The 18321-nt window shown below is 69.0% G+C and carries 16 protein-coding genes; 8 read left to right on the plus strand and 8 right to left on the minus strand.

Features of this window, described 5'->3' with window-relative positions; all coding sequences use genetic code 11:
• Nucleotides 1–430 precede the first annotated feature (430 nt).
• Entirely contained in the window at nt 431–553 is a 123-nt protein-coding gene (locus tag LGM89_RS04995; RefSeq protein ID WP_413227457.1) for a hypothetical protein, read from the minus strand.
• Between the two features lie 56 nt (nt 554–609).
• The gene (locus LGM89_RS05000; RefSeq protein WP_226272434.1) at nt 610–1803 is read right to left on the minus strand and encodes a porin; all 1194 of its coding nucleotides are present in this window, start codon (nt 1801–1803) and stop codon (nt 610–612) included.
• A 306-nt stretch (nt 1804–2109) separates the two neighbouring features.
• Between LGM89_RS05000 and LGM89_RS05005 the strand changes: the two genes are divergently transcribed.
• From LGM89_RS05005 to LGM89_RS05020, 4 genes are all read left to right on the plus strand, one after another.
• Complete coding sequence (locus LGM89_RS05005) at nt 2110–2742, plus strand: LysE family translocator (RefSeq protein WP_226272435.1); 633 nt, start codon at nt 2110–2112, stop codon at nt 2740–2742.
• Nucleotides 2743–2754: 12 nt separating this feature from the next.
• Nucleotides 2755–3288, plus strand: a complete 534-nt coding sequence (locus tag LGM89_RS05010) for a GNAT family N-acetyltransferase (protein ID WP_226272436.1) — start codon at nt 2755–2757, stop codon at nt 3286–3288.
• A 112-nt stretch (nt 3289–3400) separates the two neighbouring features.
• Nucleotides 3401–4135, plus strand: a complete 735-nt coding sequence (locus LGM89_RS05015) for a metallophosphoesterase family protein (protein ID WP_226272437.1) — start codon at nt 3401–3403, stop codon at nt 4133–4135.
• A gap of 62 nt (nt 4136–4197) precedes the next feature.
• Entirely contained in the window at nt 4198–4809 is a 612-nt protein-coding gene (locus LGM89_RS05020) for an alpha/beta fold hydrolase (RefSeq protein WP_226272438.1), read from the plus strand.
• Between the two features lie 84 nt (nt 4810–4893).
• On the opposite strand, the gene LGM89_RS05025 is transcribed toward LGM89_RS05020, so the two are convergent.
• A complete protein-coding gene (locus LGM89_RS05025; RefSeq protein WP_089496209.1) occupies nt 4894–6216 on the minus strand; it encodes an ATP-binding protein in 1323 nt (440 codons plus the stop codon).
• Nucleotides 6213–6953, minus strand: coding sequence for a response regulator (locus LGM89_RS05030; RefSeq protein ID WP_034190595.1), 741 nt, complete (start codon nt 6951–6953; stop codon nt 6213–6215). The genes LGM89_RS05025 and LGM89_RS05030 overlap by 4 nt, the downstream gene beginning before the upstream one ends.
• A gap of 227 nt (nt 6954–7180) precedes the next feature.
• On the opposite strand from LGM89_RS05030, the gene LGM89_RS05035 reads away from it, so the two are divergent.
• Complete coding sequence (locus LGM89_RS05035) at nt 7181–7762, plus strand: thioredoxin family protein (RefSeq protein ID WP_226272439.1); 582 nt, start codon at nt 7181–7183, stop codon at nt 7760–7762.
• Between the two features lie 55 nt (nt 7763–7817).
• On the opposite strand, the gene LGM89_RS05040 is transcribed toward LGM89_RS05035, so the two are convergent.
• Nucleotides 7818–8456, minus strand: a complete 639-nt coding sequence (locus LGM89_RS05040) for an FMN-binding negative transcriptional regulator (protein WP_226202092.1) — start codon at nt 8454–8456, stop codon at nt 7818–7820.
• Nucleotides 8457–8579: 123 nt separating this feature from the next.
• On the opposite strand from LGM89_RS05040, the gene LGM89_RS05045 reads away from it, so the two are divergent.
• Nucleotides 8580–10094 carry a PLP-dependent aminotransferase family protein gene (locus LGM89_RS05045; RefSeq protein WP_226272440.1) on the plus strand — a complete coding sequence of 505 codons (1515 nt, stop codon included), beginning with the start codon at nt 8580–8582 and terminating at the stop codon, nt 10092–10094.
• A 194-nt stretch (nt 10095–10288) separates the two neighbouring features.
• Nucleotides 10289–12517 carry a penicillin-binding protein 1A gene (locus LGM89_RS05050; RefSeq protein ID WP_226272441.1) on the plus strand — a complete coding sequence of 743 codons (2229 nt, stop codon included), beginning with the start codon at nt 10289–10291 and terminating at the stop codon, nt 12515–12517.
• A gap of 46 nt (nt 12518–12563) precedes the next feature.
• On the opposite strand, the gene LGM89_RS05055 is transcribed toward LGM89_RS05050, so the two are convergent.
• The 3 genes from LGM89_RS05055 to LGM89_RS05065 form a co-directional block, all read right to left on the minus strand.
• Nucleotides 12564–14480 carry a WG repeat-containing protein gene (locus LGM89_RS05055; RefSeq protein ID WP_226272442.1) on the minus strand — a complete coding sequence of 639 codons (1917 nt, stop codon included), beginning with the start codon at nt 14478–14480 and terminating at the stop codon, nt 12564–12566.
• Between the two features lie 332 nt (nt 14481–14812).
• Nucleotides 14813–15913, minus strand: coding sequence for an adenosine deaminase (gene add, locus LGM89_RS05060; RefSeq protein WP_089496204.1), 1101 nt, complete (start codon nt 15911–15913; stop codon nt 14813–14815).
• 46 nt (nt 15914–15959) lie between these two features.
• Nucleotides 15960–17309, minus strand: coding sequence for an NCS2 family permease (locus LGM89_RS05065; protein ID WP_226272443.1), 1350 nt, complete (start codon nt 17307–17309; stop codon nt 15960–15962).
• 94 nt (nt 17310–17403) lie between these two features.
• Here LGM89_RS05065 and LGM89_RS05070 point away from each other — a divergent pair, with 94 nt between their 5' ends.
• Nucleotides 17404–18315, plus strand: a complete 912-nt coding sequence (locus LGM89_RS05070) for a LysR family transcriptional regulator (protein WP_226272444.1) — start codon at nt 17404–17406, stop codon at nt 18313–18315.
• Nucleotides 18316–18321: the final 6 nt, after the last annotated feature.

Genomic DNA, 18321 nt, shown 5'->3' on the forward strand with positions numbered 1-18321 from the left:
TAAATCGCGGCACGTGAAATATTGGTGATTCCGGCTAAAGCACATTCGCCGCTCTCCAGAATTATTCACTCCGTTCTTTTTGCCGTCCGGCGCTTTTCCGTCAACGATGGTCAAACCCGCTCACCGCGCCGCAGCAGCTTGCCGGGCGCACGGTTTCGGCGCTTTTTCCCCGGCATTTTCTTCCGACTCACTCAATAAGAATGCGTCATTTTTTCTGAAATACCCGCATGGTCTTTTTCATTCCCCGGAAATGGGCCAAATGATTACAAATCGAAATTGAAATGAAAGAGAAAAAATAATACCCGGTGCAATCGCGTCGTCGCGATTCGGCACGGCGGCATGCGGCGGGGGGAAGGGGGAGGAAAGCGGAATACGGTGGAGCAAACCAAACAACCGCGCGCCGGCCATGCCGGCACGCGGCCGCGATCGTTCAGTTCGCGTCGTCGAGCGTCGGGCCGGCCCAGCCGTCGAGGCATTTCGGCAGCGCGTCGACGACGTCGATCACGCGGTGCCGGTAGTCCAGGAAAGGCGGCGACAGGTCAGGAGCCTTCATGCAACGTTGCCGGCATCGGCTGCGGGCAACGTTGCGTCCGCAACGATCGCTTTACGTCAGAACTTCTGGCGCAGGCCAAGGCTGACGACAGCCTGCGAGCGCGAATCGGACGAGTGGCCGTTCGCCTTGTCCGACACCGACGCGGTCGCGGCCACCGGGTGGCCGAGCGCGTCGAGCGTCATGCCCGATGCATGCTGGTACGCGCCGAGCAGGTACACGCTGGTGCGCTTCGACAGGTCGTAGACGGCGCCGAGCGTGACGTTGTGATACTGCGCGCGGTCGTCCACGCCGTCGACATCGCTGCCGCGCGTGTAGCTGTAGCCTGCGAACAGTTGCGTCTGCGGACGCACGTTCCAGCGCGTGAACACGCCGGCGACGTTGAACGTCGCGTGGCCCGTGAACAGCGACTGACCGCCGCTGCGGTACTGCACGTTGCTGTAGTTCACGCCGACGACGGCCGGCCCGAAGTCATACGTCGCGCCGGTCGCGATGATCTGCTGCGATTGCGCGCTCGCATAGCCTTCGTTGATCGACGAGTTGAACAGCCCGTCGTCGGTGCTCTGCCACTTGCCGGCCGTCGGGTCGGTCGCACCCGTCTTGCTGTTGTCCGACCGCTCGTAACCGACGCCGACGCGCAGCGGGCCCGCCGCGTACGCCGCGCCGACGCTCCACGTATTGCGCTGCTTCATGCTGCCCGGCTGGCTGCCGAAGCCGTACAGCGCGCCGAACGTGAAGCCCGAGTAGTTGGCGCTCGTGTATTTGATCGAGCTGTCGACCCGCGCGGTCTGGTCGAGGTCGTCGATGTCGCCCGGGTGCGCGCCAAAGCCGCCGATGAACGACGACGGGCCGACCGGGCTCACGAAGTCGTCGAGCGACGTGTACTGGCGGCCGAGCGTGACCGTGCCGTAGCGGTCGCTGCCGAGGCCGACGAATGCCTGGCGGCCGAACTGGCGGCCACCCTGCCCCGACGTGCCGTTCGTGATGTCGAAGCCGTTCTCGAGGACGAACAGCGCGCGCATCCCGCCGCCGAGATCCTCGGAACCCTTGATCCCCCAGCGGCTGCCGGACAGGTTGCCGGTCGTGAGCCCGACGCTCGAATGGCCGGTGTACGCACCCGCGGAGCCGACCCGCTCGTTGCTGCGATAGGTGACGCCCGCATCGACGATGCCGTACAGCGTGACGGAGCTTTGCGCGGCGGCGATGCCCGCGAGCGAGAGCAGCAGCGGGGCTGCGATCAGTTGCTTGTTCATGATTGTCGTGTCTCCGGGCGTTGAACCCGTTGTTCTGGCTGTCAGTTGCGAGTAGCGCGCGGGCGACGAGATGTGCCGGCGGTGCGAGGCCGGCCGCGTCCGCGCGCGACGACGCGGCGGGCATGCCCACTGCGGCCGCCATGGTAGTTGGAACCGGTTCCCGTCGAAAGCACAATAATGAAAACAGTTTCTTGCCAAAATCGAGATAGTCGGGCGGGCGACCTTGTGCGCAGCACGCCGCACCTGTACAGCCCGGGCGGGCGCAACCGATAATCGAACGCGCCGCCATCCACCGGGAGTGCCTTCATGCATGAGACGACTTTGCTGATCTTCGCCGCCGTCGCGTTCGTCGGTATCGCGACACCCGGCCCGACCGTGCTGCTCGCGCTGACCAACGGCTCGCGTTACGGTGTGCGCCGCGCGGCCTACGGCTTCGCGGGCGCGATGCTGTCCGACTTCGTGCTGATCGTCGCGGTCGCGCTGGGACTCGGCGCGCTGCTGATGGCGTCGGCGTTCTGGTTCTCGGTGGTGAAGTGGCTCGGCGCCGCGTATCTCGCGTACGTCGGCATCCGGCTGCTGATGTCGAAGGGCTCGCTCGACGTCGCCGCCGCGCACGGCGGCGACACATCCGGGCGCAACGCGTCGATCTTCGCGAAGAGTTTCCTCACGGCGGTGACGAACCCGAAGGGCTATCTGTTCTTCTCCGCCTTCCTGCCGCAGTTCCTCGATCCGTCCGCGCCGCTCGCGCCGCAATACGTCGCGCTCGCGGTCACGTTCGCGCTGCTCGACGGGGTCGTGATGTTCGGCTACGCGCTGCTCGGCGCACGCGCGGTGCGGCTGCTGAAGCGCGCGGGGGCGCTGTGGCTCGAACGCACGTGCGGCGCGATGCTGCTCGCGCTCGCCGGGTCGCTGGCGCTGTACCGGCGTCATGCGGCGTAGGCGCGGATGCCGATGAAAATCGCTGCGCCGCCCCGCTCCGGCTTTCCCGGCCTGTCGCTCCGCCAGATCGAACGCACCGACCTCGGCGCGTGGTACGCATACCTGACGAACCCCGACGTCTACCGCCACACGAGCTGGAACCTGCGCTCGCCCGACGATCTGCTGCCGCTGTTCGACGCCATCGAATCGACGGACCTCGATTCGATCCGGCGTCTCGCCGTGATCGACGACGCATCGGGCGTGCTCGCCGGGACGATCGGCCTGCATACCGTCTCGACCGTGAACCGCTCGGCGGAAATCGCTTACGACCTCGCGCCGTCGCACTGGGGGCGCGGGATCGCGAGCGCGCTGTGTACGTCCGTCACCGAGTGGGCATTCGCCGACGGCTTCATGCGCATGCAGGCCGTCGTGCTGACCAGCAACGCAGGCTCCGCGCGCGTGCTGCAGAAATGCGGCTACCGCTACGAAGGGCTGTTGCGCGCGTACAAGATCGTGCGCGGCACGCCGGGCGATTTCGCGATGTACGCGCGCCTCGCGACCGACTGACACACCAATCGCGGCGTCACACGCCAAACCGCTCACTGCTTCGCATGCGCACGCCATTGGACGGCCTGCGCCGAATTGGCGACAATCGCCGTTCCCTTCCCGACGACCCACCATGAAAATCGCCGCGCTGTCCGACATCCACGGCAACCTCGCCGCACTCGACGCGGTGCTCGACGACGTCCGCCGCCGCGGCGCCGACGTGATCGTCAATCTCGGCGACATCCTGTCCGGCGCGCTCCATCCGCCCGAAACGGCCGACCGCCTGATCGCGCTCGACCTGCCGACCATCAAGGGCAATCACGAGCGGCAACTGCTCACCGGCGATCGCGCGTCGATGCGGCTGTCGGATCGCTGGGCGCACGACACGCTGCGCGCCGATCATCTCGACTGGATCGCCGCGCTGCCCGAACGCATGACGCTCGGCGACGACGTGCTGATGGTGCACGGCACGCCCGACAGCGACCTCGTCTATTTCCTCGAAACGGTCACGCCAGACGGCTGCCGCGCGGCCACGCCCGATGAAATCGCGCGGCGCGCGGGTGACGAACCGGCGTCGCTGATCCTGTGCGGCCACACGCATATCCCGCGGACGGCCAGGCTCGACGACGGCCGGCTGATCGTCAACCCGGGCAGCGTCGGGCTGCAGGCCTACACGGACGACCTGCCGCATCCGCATCGCATCGAGACGGGCTCGCCGCATGCGCGCTACGCGATGGTGTCGCGCACGGCCGCCGGCTGGACCGTCGAATTCCATGCGGTCGAATACGACTGGCACACGGCGGCCGCCACCGCGGCCTCGCGCGGGCGCGACGACTGGACCGTCGCGCTGCGCACCGGCCGGTGCTGATGCGCCCGGCTCACGTCGCGCGCCCTTCCGCGTCACTTCACTCACCGGGAAACCGCACCGCCATGCCCGTTCCGTCGCAACTGCTCTTCCTGCCCGGCGCATCGGGCAGCACCGCTTTCTGGCAACCGCTCGCCGGCCTTCTCACGCATCCGGCCGAGCGCCGGATCGTCGGCTACCCGGGCTTCGGCGACACGCCGCGCGATCCGGCCGTCGACGATTTCGACAGCCTCGTGCGTCATGTGCTGGAAACGATCGACCGGCCGACCGCCGTGATCGCGCAATCGATGGGCGGCGTGATCGCGATGCGCGCGGCGCTCGACAAGCCCGAACTGATCACGCACCTCGTGCTGACGGTCACGTCCGGCGGCCTCGACATGGCCGGGCTCGGCGCGCAGGACTGGCGCACCGGTTTCGCGGAAGCCAACCCGCAGCTTCCCGACTGGTTCCTGACGTTCCGTGCCGACCTGTCGCGGGATATCGGCCGCATCGCGCAGCCGACGCTGCTGCTGTGGGGCGACGACGATCCGATCAGCCCCATCGCGGCCGGCCGGCGCCTGCTCGAACGACTGCCCGACGCGCGGCTGCATGTCCTGCATGGCGGCCGGCACGATCTCGCGGCCGTGCATGCACAGACGCTCGCACCGGTCGTCGACGCGCATCTGCAGCGCGTGTGACACCGCACACGGCAGCTTCAACGGCAGCGCCGGTTTCGATTTCGGCGCACACCTGAAACCGCACCGCTCGCTCACCGCATCCCATCACGCCGCATTCCTCAACGTCAGCCGCGCCTCGAGCCCGCCACCGTCCGCCCGGTTGGTCAGCGTGAGCGTGCCGCCCATCGCCAGCGCGAGCTGCCGCGCGATCGCGAGGCCGAGCCCCGTGCCGCCCGTCTCGCGGTTGCGCGATGTCTCCACGCGCCGGAACGGCTCGAACACCGCGTCGAGCTGATCGTCCGGAATGCCGGGCCCGCGGTCGAGCACGGCGATCACCGCGCCGCCGTCCGGCGCGGCGTGCACGTCGATCTCGGCCGCGCCCGCGAACTTCAGCGCGTTGTCGACGAGGTTGCCGACGATGCGGCGCAGCGCCTTCGGCCGCGTGACAAGCGCGAGCGGCGTGCGGCTGTGCAGCGCGACGTCCTGCCCCGCATCCGTGTAGTCGCACACGATGCTGTCGAGCAGCGCATCGAGATCGATGCGGCGCGCGGCTTCCTCGTTGCCATGTAGCGTCCGCGCGTACGCGACGCCCTCCTTCACCAGATGCTCCATCTCGAGCAGGTCCTGGCGCAGCTTCGCGCCCTGCGCGTCGTCGTCCATCATGTCGGCGCGCAAGCGCATCCGCGTGATCGGCGTCTGCAGGTCGTGCGAGATCGACGCGAGGATCTGCATGCGCTCGGCCATGTACTGCGCGATGCGATCCTGCATCGCGTTGAACGCCCGGGCGGCGCGCGCGACTTCCGACGGCCCGTCCTCGTTCAGCCGCTCGCCCTTCAGGTCGGGGCCGAGCGCATCCGCGGCCTGCGCGAGCTGCTTGAGCGGCCGCGTCGCGAGCCGCACCGCGAGCCAGCAGCACGCGGCCAGCACCGCGAGCTGCAGCACGAGCACGGCCGGCAGCCAGCCCGACAGCGGCACCGTCGACATCGGATGGATGTCGATCGTCAGCGGCGACCCGTCGGTCAGCCGCAGATGCACCTGCAGATGTTCTCGGTCGCCGGGAATCGCGTTCGCGGTCAGCGGGTAGTCGCCGCCGATGCCGTCGGAAATCGAGCGCTCGACGCGCGCCGACAGCCGCGCTTCCGGCGGCGTGCCGGTCTCGCCGGGCCCGAGGATGAACGCGTAGCTGCGCCGCGCGAGGCGCGGCACCCACGCGGCCCGCTCGGCCGGGGGCAGGTGGTCGAGCAGCGCGACCGAGCTCGCGACCTCGCGCTCGATGTAGCCCATCATCAGGTTGGTGGTCGCCTGGTCGCGCTCGGTCACGGTGAGCCAGAACGACAGCGTCTGCGCGAGCGCGAGGCCCACGCACAGGATCAGCGCGAGCCGCGCGAACAGCGAGCGCGGCCAGTGCCACGGGATGCGCGCGCTCATGGCGTACCGTCGACGGCGGTCACGGCCGACGAGAACACATAGCCCTCGTTGCGCAGCGTCTTGATGTAGCGCGGTTCGCGCGCGCCGTCGCGCAGCCGCTGGCGCAGCCGGCTCACGAGCAGGTCGATCGACCGGTCGAACGGATCGGACTGCCGGCCCTGCGTGAGATTGAGCAACTGGTCGCGCGTCAGCACGCGTTGCGGGTTGTCGAGAAATACGCGCAGCAGCCGGTATTCGGCGCCGCTCAGCGCGACCAGCGTGCCTTCCGCGTCGAGCAGGTGGCGCCCGGTCGTGTCGAGCCGCCATTCGCCGAATGCGAGCATTTCGGCCGTTTCCGTCACCTGCATGCCGGGCGGCAGCATGCGCGCGCGGCGCAGCACCGAGCGGATCCGCGCGAGCAGTTCGCGCACCGCGAACGGCTTGGCCAGGTAGTCGTCGGCGCCCATCTCGAGGCCGATGATGCGGTCGGTTTCCTCGCCGCGGGCGGTGAGCATCAGCACGGGCACCGTGCGGAACTTGCCGGCGCGCAGGTCGCGGCACAGCGTGAGGCCGTCCTCGCCCGGCATCATCAGGTCGAGCACGATCAGGTCGGGCGCGCCGTCGTCCAGCACGTTGCGCATCTCGCGGCCGTTCGCGGCCAGCGACACGCGCATGCCGTTCTTCTCCAGGTAATCCGCGATCAGTTCGCGGATCGCGCGGTCGTCGTCGACGATCAGCACGTGGTCGATCTTGTCCATGAGTCGTGGTCGGTGTCGAGGTAGTCGGGCAGGTGATGTCCGCTTTTATACCGCACGGCGGGCATCCGTTTGTATCCCAATGTATCGCGCCGCCGTGACGACACACAACATTGCACACGCGTGGCGCGCCGGACACATCGCAGATACGTCGGCGCCGCTTAATGGGGCCTGTCGAAACCCGTCCGGCCGCCGCCACCGCGCGGCGGCCTCCCGCTCAGGAGAACGCCATGCTGCCCCGACTCAAGATCGCCGCCCTCGTCTTCGCCCTTGCCGCCACGGCCGGGCTCGCCGCCTTCGCGGGCACCCGCGACGACGCGGGCATGCCGACTTCGCAGGCCGGCATGGCCGCACCCGATTTCACCGGCATCGACCGCTGGCACAACAGCGCGCCGCTGACGCTCGGCCAGTTGCACGGCAAGGTCGTGCTCGTCGACTTCTGGACGTACTCGTGCATCAACTGCATTCATACGATTCCGTACGTGAAGGAGTGGGACCGGAAGTATCGCGACCAGGGGCTCGTCGTAGTCGGCGTGCATACGCCCGAGTATCCGTTCGAGCGCGACGCGGGCAACGTCGCCGACGCGATCAAGCGCTTCGGCATCCAGTATCCGGTCGCGCAGGACAACCGCTACGACACGTGGCGCGCGTACGGCAACCAGTACTGGCCCGCGCTGTACCTGATCGATGCGAACGGGAAGGTCGTCTATACGCGCTATGGCGAAGGCGGGTACGACAAGACCGAGGCCGCGATTCGCGGCGCGCTCGCGCAGGCCGGCGAAGGCGCGAAGGGCGGGACGCGCACGCAGTGACGGGCCGGCGTGCGGGCGTGGCGCTTGCCCGCGCATGCCTGCCCGTCGCGGGCGCTCACCCGCGCTTCGCGTCGGCCGCGGCGATCATCGCTTCCCCGATCGCGAGGCTGCCGTTCGCGACCAGCGCGTCGCCGGCGCCGCGGATATCGGCCTCGTCCTTGTTCTGCCCGAGCTTGCGCTTTCCGACGAGCCGCGTGATCTCGATCTGCAGCCCGACGATCGCCTGCAGCATCGCGTCGAGATAATCCGCCGGCGCGTCGCCCATCTTCCACGGCACCGGCTGCGACGCCTCGTGCGTGCGCGTCAGCCGGGCGACCACGCCGCGCACGAACTGCGCGTCGTCGCGCACCGTGATGCGGCCGTGCGCATGCACGACCACGTAGTTCCACGTCGGCACCTGCCGGTGTGCGACATGCTTGCTCGGAAACCAGGTCGGCGAGATATACGCATCGCCCGCGCGGAAGATCACGAGCACCTCGTCGCCGTTCGCGACGTCCTGCCAGACCGGATTCGCGCGCGAGACGTGCGCATGCAGTTCGCCGAGACCGCCGTCGCCGGGCAGCAGCTCGAACGGGATGTGATTCGCGTCGAGCCCGCTCTTGCCGTGCGTGATCAGGCTGCCGAACGGATGCTGCACGATCAGCTCGCGCAGCGCGTCGGGGTTGGGTTCGTTGAAATCGGCGGGGACATACATGGCGGCTCCACGGTCAGGCGGGGGTGGGAATGGATCGGGCGCTGGCCCGTCATGCGCCGATTGTGGCGCCAAACTGGTTTATTCTGTAGAGCCGGTTTGAAACAATTTCAGCAGACCAGAATCATGGCAAGAACGGCCCGGAACGTCGACATACCGTCGCTCGGCGCGCTCGATCGCGCGGCCGGCGACCTGAGCCGCCAGCTCGCGCAGGCGCTGCGCGACGCGGTGCGGCGCGGCGACGTCCACCCGGGCGACGCGCTGCCGTCCACACGGCTGCTCGCCGCGTCGCTGCAGGTGGCGCGCGGCACCGTCGTCGATGCGTATGCGCAGCTCATCGCCGAAGGCTTTCTCGAATCGCGCGGCGGCGCGGGCACGCGGGTCGCGAGCGCGCTCGCGCTCGCCGAGCCGCCGCCCGTCAACGCGCCCGAACCGCCTGCCCGGCACCGCCCGCCGGCACGTACCGGCCTGCCCGAGCCGGCCGCCACCTTCGCGCGGATCGCCGGCGAATTCCGCCCGCTGCCGGCCATGCCGTTCGCGATCTCGGTGCCGATCGGCCTCACCGCGCCCGACGACATCTGGCGCCGGCTCGGCAACCGCCTGCGCGCGCGCGGCGCCGGCGCGCCGTCCGGCTATGCCGATCCGCAAGGCGCGCTGCCGCTGCGCGAGGCGATCGCCGACTACGTGCGCCGCTCACGCTCGGTGCGCTGCCATGCCGACCAGGTTGTGATCACCAGCGGCACACAGCAGGGGCTGCATCTCGCGAGCCAGGTGCTGCTCGGCACGGGCGATCACGCGTGGGTCGAGAATCCGGCCTATCGCGGCATCACCGCGCTGCTCGACAGCACCGGGCGGCGCGACGCGATGGTGCGGGTGCCGGTCGACGCCGACGGTATCGACGTCGACGCCGGCATCCATCTCGCGCCGCATGCGCGGGTCGCATTCGTCACGCCGTCGCACCAGTATCCGCTCGGCATGCCGCTCAGCATGGCGCGGCGCAATGCGCTGCTCGCCTGGGCGCGTGGGCAACGCGCGTGGGTAGTCGAGGACGATTACGACAGCGAGCTGCGCTACGAAGGCCACCCATTCCCATCGCTGCAAGGGCTCGACCCCGACCGCGTGATCTACCTCGGCACCTTCAGCAAGATCCTGTTTCCGTCGCTGCGGCTCGGCTACGTGATCGCGCCCGACGATCTCGTGCCCGCGTTCTGCGGCGCCCGCGTACTGATGGATCGTCATGTGCCGACCGCCGATCAGCACGTGCTGGCCGCGTTCATCGCGGAAGGCCACCTCGACCGCCACATCCGCCGCGTGCGCGGCGTGTATGCGGAACAGCGCGCGCTGCTGATCGACACGCTCGGTGCGCGGCTGCCGCGCGAACGCGCGTGGGTGCAGCCGGGCGATCAGGGCATGCACATCGTGCTGTGGCTCGCGGAAGGGATCGACGACCTCGACGTGGTCGAGCGCGCCGCTAAAGCCGGCGTCGCGGTGCGCGCGGTGTCGCCGATGTTCGCGCCCGGTACCGCCCGCCCGGGGCTCGTGCTGGGCTTCGGCGGGTTCGGTCGCGCGCAGATGGAGGCGGCCGCGCAGCGGTTGGCGGAGGTGGTCGCAATGGCCGCCGGCAGTGCCGTGCCACGCTGACCGGACGGCTTCGAGCGCGGGCGGCGCCGGCCGCGATTCGTCGGGAGAATCGCGCCAGGCCGCGCCGTAAAAGGTTGTCGATGGGCAACAAACGTAATCGTCTGTAAATCCTGCAAGCAAACGGCCGTTTTGGCGGGCGTCGCACGTGTGCCGTTTGCTAGGATCGCGCCTCTTCCATCCGCGCTCCTGCCGCCTTGAATCGCTTCGTGCCGCTTCTCCGAGACGCGTGGCTCCGTTGCCGCGCCTGCGTCGTACCGTTCGCCGCCGTCTGCGGCGCGCGCCTCCGCGCGCTGGGCGCCGGCGCGCTGCATCGCCTGCGCCATCCGACGCGTCGCGGCGTCGCGCTGACGCTCGCCGCGATCCCGGTGCTGGGCCTGCTGGTGCTGCTCGCGTTCGTCCCGTTCACGCCGAGCATCGGCGACATCCGCAAGGCGCGCATCGACCGTCCCGCGCGCGTGCTGTCCGCCGACGGCCAGCTGATCGCCGAGTTCCGGCCCGTCAACCGCGAATGGGTGCCGCTCAAGCAGATCTCGCCGCACATGGTCGACGCGCTGATCGCGACCGAGGACCACCGTTTCTACGCGCATCACGGCATCGACGTGCGCCGCACGCTCGCGGCCGGGCTGCACACGTTCTCGGGCGACCGCCAGGGCGGCTCGACGATCACGCAGCAGCTCGCACGCAACCTGTATCCGGATGAAGTCGGCCGCGCGCCGACGCTCACGCGCAAGGTGAAGGAGCTGATCACCGCGTTCAAGATCGAGTCGGTGTACAGCAAGGACGAGATTCTCGAGACCTACCTGAACACCGTGCCGTTCCTGTACAACGCGTACGGCGTCGAAATGGCCGCGCGCACCTACTTCGGCAAGTCGGCCGACCAGCTCGACATCGTCGAAAGCGCGACGCTCGTCGGGATGCTGAAGGGCAACAGCTACTACAACCCGGTGCTGAACCCGGAGCGCGCGGCACAGCGACGCAACATCGTGCTCGACCGGATGGCGCAGATGCACATGCTGACGCCGCAGCAGCTCGCGAAACTGCAGCGCCAGCCGCTGCGCGTCGACTTCGAGCCGCAGTCGGGGCAGCCCGGCCTCGCCCCGCACTTCGCGGTGCAGTTGCGCAAATGGCTGATCGCGTGGGCCGATCGCAACAACTACGATCTGTACTCCGATGGACTCGTCGTGCGCACGACGCTCGACGCGCGGCTGCAGGACATGGCGACGCAGGCGCTGACGCGGCAGACCGAGCGGCTGCAGGCGATCGCCGACAGCGCGTGGCGCGGCCCGTCCGGCTGCGGGCTGCGCAACGACCTGTTCCGCGGCTTCATCCGCCAGACACCCGACTATCGGCAGGCGCGCGACACGGGGCTGACCGACGTCGTCGCGCTGAAGCGGCTCGGCGCCAATCGCGATTTCATGCGCGCGCTGTGCGAGCGCAAGACGCAGGTGCAGGCCGGCTTCGTCGCGATCGATCCGCGCAACGGCGCGATCCGTGCGTGGGTCGGCAGCCCGGATTTCGGCAGCGAGCCGTTCGATCACGTGTCGCAGGCGCGGCGCCAGCCCGGCTCGACGTTCAAGCCGTTCGTCTATGGCGCCGCGTTCGCGGACGGCATGCGGCCGGGCGATACGTTCGTCGACCGCCCCGTCGCGATCCCGATCGACGGGCGCGCGGTCTGGCGCCCGACCGATGCCGAGCCGCCGACCGATGAGCCGATGACGCTGCGCGATGCGCTCGCGCTGTCGCGCAACCGCATCACCGCGCAGGTGATGCAGCACGAAGGCGCCGCGAAGGTCGCGCAGCTCGCCCGTGCGATGGGCGTGCGCGAGAGCCCGCTCGACGCGGTGCCCTCGCTCGCGCTCGGCACGAGCCCCGTCACGCTGAAGGAGATGGTGTCCGCGTACGGCACGATCGCGAACCGTGGCGTCTACGTCGCGCCGCAGATGATCACGCGCATCGAGGACCGCGACGGCAAGGTGCTCGCCGTCTTCGGCAGCGCACCGCCCGAACGTGCGTTGCCCGAGCCCGCCGCGCAGACGCTGGTCGACGTGATGCGCGATGTCGTCGATCGCGGCACCGGCGCCGACATTCGTTCACGGTATGGCATTCGCGTCGACGTCGCCGGCAAGACGGGCACGACGCAGGACAACGCGGACGGCTGGTTCATCCTGATGCATCCGCAGCTCGTGGCCGGCGCGTGGGTCGGCTTCGACGACGGCAGCGTGACGCTGCGCAGCGACTACTGGGGCGCGGGCGCGCACAGCGCGCTGCCGATCGTCGGCAGTTTCTACGAGGCGGCGCTGCGCGCGAAGGCGATCGATTCGCACGCGCAGTTCTCGCCGGATTTCCGGCCGCGCAGCGCGCCGGCGCCGCGGCGGCGCACGCCGCATCCGGGCCTGTTCGACTGGCTGAAGTTCTTCCGCTGATCGGGGTGCCGGCGCACCACGCCGGCCTCCACGACAACGGCTCGGCCTATCGAAGCGTCGTCGTCGCTTGCCCGTCCGCGTACAGCCATACGGGCACGCCGTCGTCGCGCAAGGCGGCGACCGGTTCGCCCAGACTCCAGCTCCGCGCGACCGCGACACGGCGGACGAACCACGGCATCAGCATCGCGTGTCCTGCGGCGGCGGCGCGATCGTCGTCGAACAGCGCATCGTCACCGATGCGCGTGTAACGCGCCGGATGCAGCACGGTGCCGTCTGCGTGAAGCACCGTCGCACGCACGTCGTTGCCGCCCTCTTCCTCCACACACGCCAGCCAGCCGTGATCGGCGCCCCAGAACAGGCCGGCCACGTCGTCGTAGCGCCCCTGCACGAGCGTCGCGCCCGTCTCGAGATCGCAGATCGCGAGCTGCACCGGCTCGCCCGGCAGGACACCGATCGCGTAACGCGTGAACAGCTCGCCCGGCACGGCTTCGTCATCGGGCAACCACGGCAGCGCGCCCATGTTGACGAAGTCGAACGGTGTCAGCACGCGGCCCTGCCCGTCGACGATCGCGCAACGCCCGTCGTCGCGCCGCACGATATGGCGGATCGCGCCGAGCTCGGTCAGCATGTCCGTCCGTTCGTCGTCGGTCAGCCTGGCGACTTCCGCATAATGCGGCTCGACGACGACGCGGCCTTTCGCATCGACGAGGCCGACGTGGCCGTTGCGCCGCGCGACGAAGGCGCCGCATTCGGACGACCATTCGAGCGCGTCCCACTCGGGCTGCGCGCGCCATTGCCCGTCGCGCCCGATCAACCCCCACCGTTCGCCTTCGGATACCGCCGCGACGGTGCCGTTCTCGAATTCATGCGTATCGTCGAAACGCGGCGGAATCGCCCACGCACCGCGCGTGTCGACGAAGCCCCAGCGGCCGTCCAGGCTCGCGGACGCGACTCCGCCCGTGAAATCGCCGAAATCGTCGAGCGACGGTTCGAGCACCCACGTGCCGTCCGTACGCACGAGCCCGAATCGCTCGCCGACACGCACGCAGGCGACATCGCCGCTGAAATCCCACACGGCGTCGAACGACGGTTCGCGCACGATCCGCATCTCGTCGCCATCGCCGTCGACATCGCCATCGGCGAAGAGCAGGCCGACCTTCCCGTCGCGTTCGGCCCACAGGAGCCGGTCGTCGCGCGCGCCGCTCGTCCACAGGTTCGTCCACTCGGGCGGCACGATCACGTGCCACGCATCGTGGGTTTCACGTCGCACACCCCACAGCCCGTTGCGTGCGCGAAAGCTGAACGTGCCGTAGCCGAGCCGGCCGCCGTGCACTTCGCCGCCATCGAACAGCTCGGCAAACGTCACGCCGCGCGGCGGCTCCTGACGAACGAAATAGTGATGCAACAGGCCGCCGAACCCGAAGCCCCACGCCCAGTCGCGCCAGTCGGGCGGCGACTCGATCTCGAGCGCATCGCGCACGCCGCGCACGTCGCGGAAATCCATGCAGTTCGCGACCTGCCACCACAGCCGCGTGCAGGTATCGCGCTCCTGGTCGATGTAGTCGTTCGGATCGCCGCCGTCGAGCCACGACAACTCGTCGAGATTCGCGGAAAACCGGGGTGCGCCGTGCGCGTTGCCGAGCGCATCGATCGATTCGCCGAGATGCCGGACGACCGCATCGAACTGGCGTGCGAGCGCCGGATCGTCGCCGGGCAGCGGATACGCGACGACGAACAACGCAAGCCGGCTGAGTCGCGCAAGCGCGGCGCGCGCGTCGCTGGTGAGATTTGGCGTGCCGGCATCGCCGAACACGCGCTGATCGGTGATCGCGTCGCCCGCGCCGCCGTCGGCGAGCAGCACGCGCCACAGCAGCGGAAAGTGATTGTTGGATTCCGCGAGCGCGATCGTTCGCGCGTCGTCGCCGTCACCGGCCTGGAGATACAGCCATGATCGATTGCCCATTGGAAGGGTCGCCCTCGTCTTTATTGTTGCTGTTGTCGTGTCGGCGCTCATTATAGGAGCGCGCGATGACGAAGACGGTTGCCCTGTAGAACGCCAGGCGCCGGATTAGTCCACCCGGACGAAGCGGACTTGCTGCGCGCCGTGCACCATCGTCGTCATCGTTCAACGACGGCGGAGCCCGCATGACCCACAGCGCAGTCGCGATCGCGAACCTGCTGTACCGCTACGCGGAATTGCTCGACGCCGGCGGCCTGCCGGGCGTCGCGAAGCTGTTCCGGCACAACGAGTCGCCGGCCGGTTGGAGCACCGGCCGGCGTATGACGCCGCCGCGCTCAGCCAGCCGCGAGCGTGGCAGCCAGCACGTCGAACTCCGACGCCCACGCCGCACGCCACGCGGCCTTCGTCGCGTCGTCCACCCACGCGCCGTCGATCCCGTTCAGCATGAACTGCTTCAGCTCGGCCACGGTGAAGCCGAAATGGCTGAACATCAGCTCCCACGCCTCCGACGGATTGACCTTGTGCAGCGTCGGATCGTCGGTGTTCGGATGGATCTTCAGCCCGAGGCCCGGCATCTTGCGCATCGGGTGCCGTTCCGCCCATTGCTCCGGCGGCAGCGTGCGCAGGTAGTACGAATTCGTCGGCACGACGGTGAAGACGATACCGCGCTCCGCGTAGCGCGCGCACAGCTCCGGGTTGTCGACGATTGTATAGCCGTGATCGACGCGATCGACCTGCAACAGATCGACGGCCGTCTCGACGTTGCGCCACGGCATCCCGAACTCGCCCGCATGCGCGGTCGTGCGAAAACCCGCCGCGCGTGCATTGCGGTAAGCCTTCCAGAACAGCTCCGGCGGCCGGTCGTTCTCGCGATAGTCGATCCCCAGCCCCGCCACTTCATCCGCGCGGTTCGCCTTCATCCATTCGACGAGCGCCACCGCTTCGTCGGGATCCTGCTCGCGGTCGATGCTCGGGATCAGGCGCGCGCCGATCCCGAAGTCGCGTGCGGCGTCGCGAATCCCCGTCACGATCGCGGCCTGCGCATCCGCATACGCGATACCCGACACGCGCACCGTACCCGTCGGATTCCAGAAGAATTCCGCATGCCGGACGTGGTGCGCGGCCGCATCCTCCAGATACTCGTAGGCGATCCGCCGCAGGTCGTCGGGCTGCGTGAGCAGATACCGGTCGAGCGCGCGCAGCACGTGCAGCACGCCGACCGGCTTCTCGCCGCGCGCATAGAACGCGTCGATCTCCGCGCGCTCGATCGGCGCGCCGCTGCGCGCCGCGAGCGCGACGAACGTGTCGTGCCGCACCGCGCCGAGCAGGTGGCAATGCAGCTCGACCTTCGGCAGCGCGTGGAAGAAGGCCCGATGGGCCGGCGTGATCTCGATGCCCGTGCGCGCGGCCGGGACGTTACCTGGTGTTGCCTTCATTGCAGTCTCGTTTTGGGTAGTGCCGATGCGTCGCGAAAGCCGTCTCTCAGTGCGGCTTCACGACGGTCCAGAAGTAGTAGCCGAGCGGAAGCGCGAGCACGACGAGCCCCCACGACACGTCGCGCCAGCGGCCGGCCAGCAGCTTGACGAGCACGTAGCACAGCAGCCCGCCCGCGATGCCGGTGCCGAAGCTGTTCGACATCAGCGTGAGCAGCACCATCGACATCACGGGCAACGCATCGGTGAAGTCGTCGAAATGCGTATGGCGGATCGTCGCGAACATCGACAGCCCGATCAGGATCAGCGCCGGCGCGGTCGCCTCTTTCGGGATCGCGAGCGCGACCGGCACGAACAGCAGCATCGCGGCGAACAGCACGGCCGCCGCCAGCGACGACAGCCCGCTGCGGCCGCCGGCCTCGACGCCCGCCGCCGATTCGATCAGCGCGGTCAGCGCGGGAATGCCGAACACGGGCCCGAGCGTCGCCGCGAGCGAATCGACGAGGAACGGCCGGTTGATGTTCGGCAGGTTGCCCTGTTCGTCGAGCAGGTTCGCCTTCGCGCCGACCGCGAGCGCGGTGCCGAGCGTCGAGAAGAATTCCGCCGCAAAGAACGCGAACAGGTACGGCGCGGCCGCGAGGCTCAACGCGCTGCCGATGTCGAGCTTGAACGCGATCGGCGCGATGCTGTGCGGCAGCGACACGAACGACGCGGGCACATGCGTGACGCCGAGCGGCACGCCGGCGGCGGCTGCCACGAGGATCGCGATCAGAATCGCGCCGGGCACCTTGCGCGCCTGCAGCACGATCGCGACCGCGAGGCCGACCAGCGCGACGAGCGCGCCCGGCCGCGAGAAATCGCCGAGCGCGAACGCGTTGGTCTTCGCGTTCGCGACGACCATCCCCGCGTTGCGCAGCCCGAGCATCGTGACGAACAGCCCGATCGACGCGCCGAGCCCGAGCTTGATCTGCACCGGAATCAGCCGCACCACGACGCCGCGCGCGCCGAGGATCGTCAGCAGGAAGAACAGCACGCCCGACACGCAGGCGATGCCGAGGCCCGTTTGCCAACCGACGTGCTCGGTCGTCGCGAGCGTCACGCCGATGATCACCGAGCCGCCGATGCCGGGGCCGACGAGGAACGGCAGGTTCGCGTAGAGCCCCATCAGCGTGGTGAACAGCACGAACACGATGATCGTCGCGGTCGTCGCCGCACCGCGCTCCATGCCGCCCGTCGCGAGCAGCGACGGGATCACGACGAGCAGGTACGCGGCCGCGAGAAACGACGTGACGCCCGCGATCGTCTCGGTGCGCACGCTCGTGCCGCGCGCGGCGAGCGCGAAGCGGCGTTCGAGCCAGTTGGCCGGCGCGCGTGCCGGCATCGTGTCAGTCGCTGACATGGTGGTTCTCCTGTGATTCCGAATATTGTCCTGTGTCGATTCACGCAGCGCGGTCTTATACTGCCGCGTACCGCATCCCGACCGTTATTGCCCGATGTCGTCCGACCGCTCGTCGCTGCTGCCCGCGCTCACGCTGCGGCAGGTCCAGCACTTCGTCGTGCTTGCCCACGCACGCAGCTTCACGCAGGCCGCGCAGGCGCTGTCGCTCACGCAGCCCGCGCTCACCGCGTCGATCCGCCAGATCGAGTTCCTGCTCGGCGGGCGCCTGTTCGCGCGCTCCGCGCATCGGCTTACGCTCACCTCCGCGGGCGAAGCCGTGCTGCCGCTCGCCGAACGCCTGCTCAACCAGGCGCGCGGCACCTTCGACGACATGGCGCGGCTCATCGGCGAACGCATCCAGACCGTGCGCATCGCGTTCATCCCGTCGGTCGCGGGCCGCCTGCTGCCCGCGCTCAATGCACTGCGCGACGCGCATCCGACGCTGCGCTTCACCCTCACCGACCTGCCGAACAGCGCGCTCGTCGAAGCCGTGCGCGACAGCGTCGCGGATCTCGGCATCGGCGTGCGCGAACCGGACAGCGACGACGGCACGCTGCGCTACCAGCAGCTCTTCGAGGACGAGATCGTGATCGTCGTGCGGCATGACGATCCGCTTGCCCGCGCGAAGAGCGTCACGTGGGCCAGGCTCGTCGATCGCGAGCTCGCGGTGTTCGTGCGCGGCAGCGTCAGCGAATCGCTGCATCGCACCGGCGGCGCCGAGAAGCTGCGCCTGAACGTCACGTACCGGATGGAATACACCGAGCCGCTCTACGCGCTTGCGCGCAACGGTCTTGCGACCGCCGTGCTGCCGAGCCTCTACACGATGCATCTGCACGATCCCGAACTCGTCGCGCTGCGCGTCGACAAGCCGCGCGTCACGCGCGCGATCTCGCTGATCTCGCTCACCGGCGACGATCGCGGCCCGCACGTGCGCGCGTGCCGCGAGTGGATTGCGAAGCACATCTGAACGCCT

The sequence above is a fragment of the Burkholderia sp. AU31624 genome (genome assembly GCF_020420065.1).
Taxonomy (GTDB): Bacteria; Pseudomonadota; Gammaproteobacteria; order Burkholderiales; family Burkholderiaceae; genus Burkholderia.

Coding starts and splice junctions, on each gene's coding strand:
- LGM89_RS04995 (WP_413227457.1), bottom strand. CDS start 553: ATGAAGGCTCCTGACCTGTCGCCGCCTTTCCTGGACTACCGGCACCGC.
- LGM89_RS05000 (WP_226272434.1), bottom strand. CDS start 1,803: ATGAACAAGCAACTGATCGCAGCCCCGCTGCTGCTCTCGCTCGCGGGC.
- LGM89_RS05005 (WP_226272435.1), top strand. CDS start 2,110: ATGCATGAGACGACTTTGCTGATCTTCGCCGCCGTCGCGTTCGTCGGT.
- LGM89_RS05010 (WP_226272436.1), top strand. CDS start 2,755: ATGAAAATCGCTGCGCCGCCCCGCTCCGGCTTTCCCGGCCTGTCGCTC.
- LGM89_RS05015 (WP_226272437.1), top strand. CDS start 3,401: ATGAAAATCGCCGCGCTGTCCGACATCCACGGCAACCTCGCCGCACTC.
- LGM89_RS05020 (WP_226272438.1), top strand. CDS start 4,198: ATGCCCGTTCCGTCGCAACTGCTCTTCCTGCCCGGCGCATCGGGCAGC.
- LGM89_RS05025 (WP_089496209.1), bottom strand. CDS start 6,216: ATGAGCGCGCGCATCCCGTGGCACTGGCCGCGCTCGCTGTTCGCGCGG.
- LGM89_RS05030 (WP_034190595.1), bottom strand. CDS start 6,953: ATGGACAAGATCGACCACGTGCTGATCGTCGACGACGACCGCGCGATC.
- LGM89_RS05035 (WP_226272439.1), top strand. CDS start 7,181: ATGCTGCCCCGACTCAAGATCGCCGCCCTCGTCTTCGCCCTTGCCGCC.
- LGM89_RS05040 (WP_226202092.1), bottom strand. CDS start 8,456: ATGTATGTCCCCGCCGATTTCAACGAACCCAACCCCGACGCGCTGCGC.
- LGM89_RS05045 (WP_226272440.1), top strand. CDS start 8,580: ATGGCAAGAACGGCCCGGAACGTCGACATACCGTCGCTCGGCGCGCTC.
- LGM89_RS05055 (WP_226272442.1), bottom strand. CDS start 14,480: ATGGGCAATCGATCATGGCTGTATCTCCAGGCCGGTGACGGCGACGAC.
- add (WP_089496204.1), bottom strand. CDS start 15,913: ATGAAGGCAACACCAGGTAACGTCCCGGCCGCGCGCACGGGCATCGAG.
- LGM89_RS05065 (WP_226272443.1), bottom strand. CDS start 17,309: ATGTCAGCGACTGACACGATGCCGGCACGCGCGCCGGCCAACTGGCTC.
- LGM89_RS05070 (WP_226272444.1), top strand. CDS start 17,404: ATGTCGTCCGACCGCTCGTCGCTGCTGCCCGCGCTCACGCTGCGGCAG.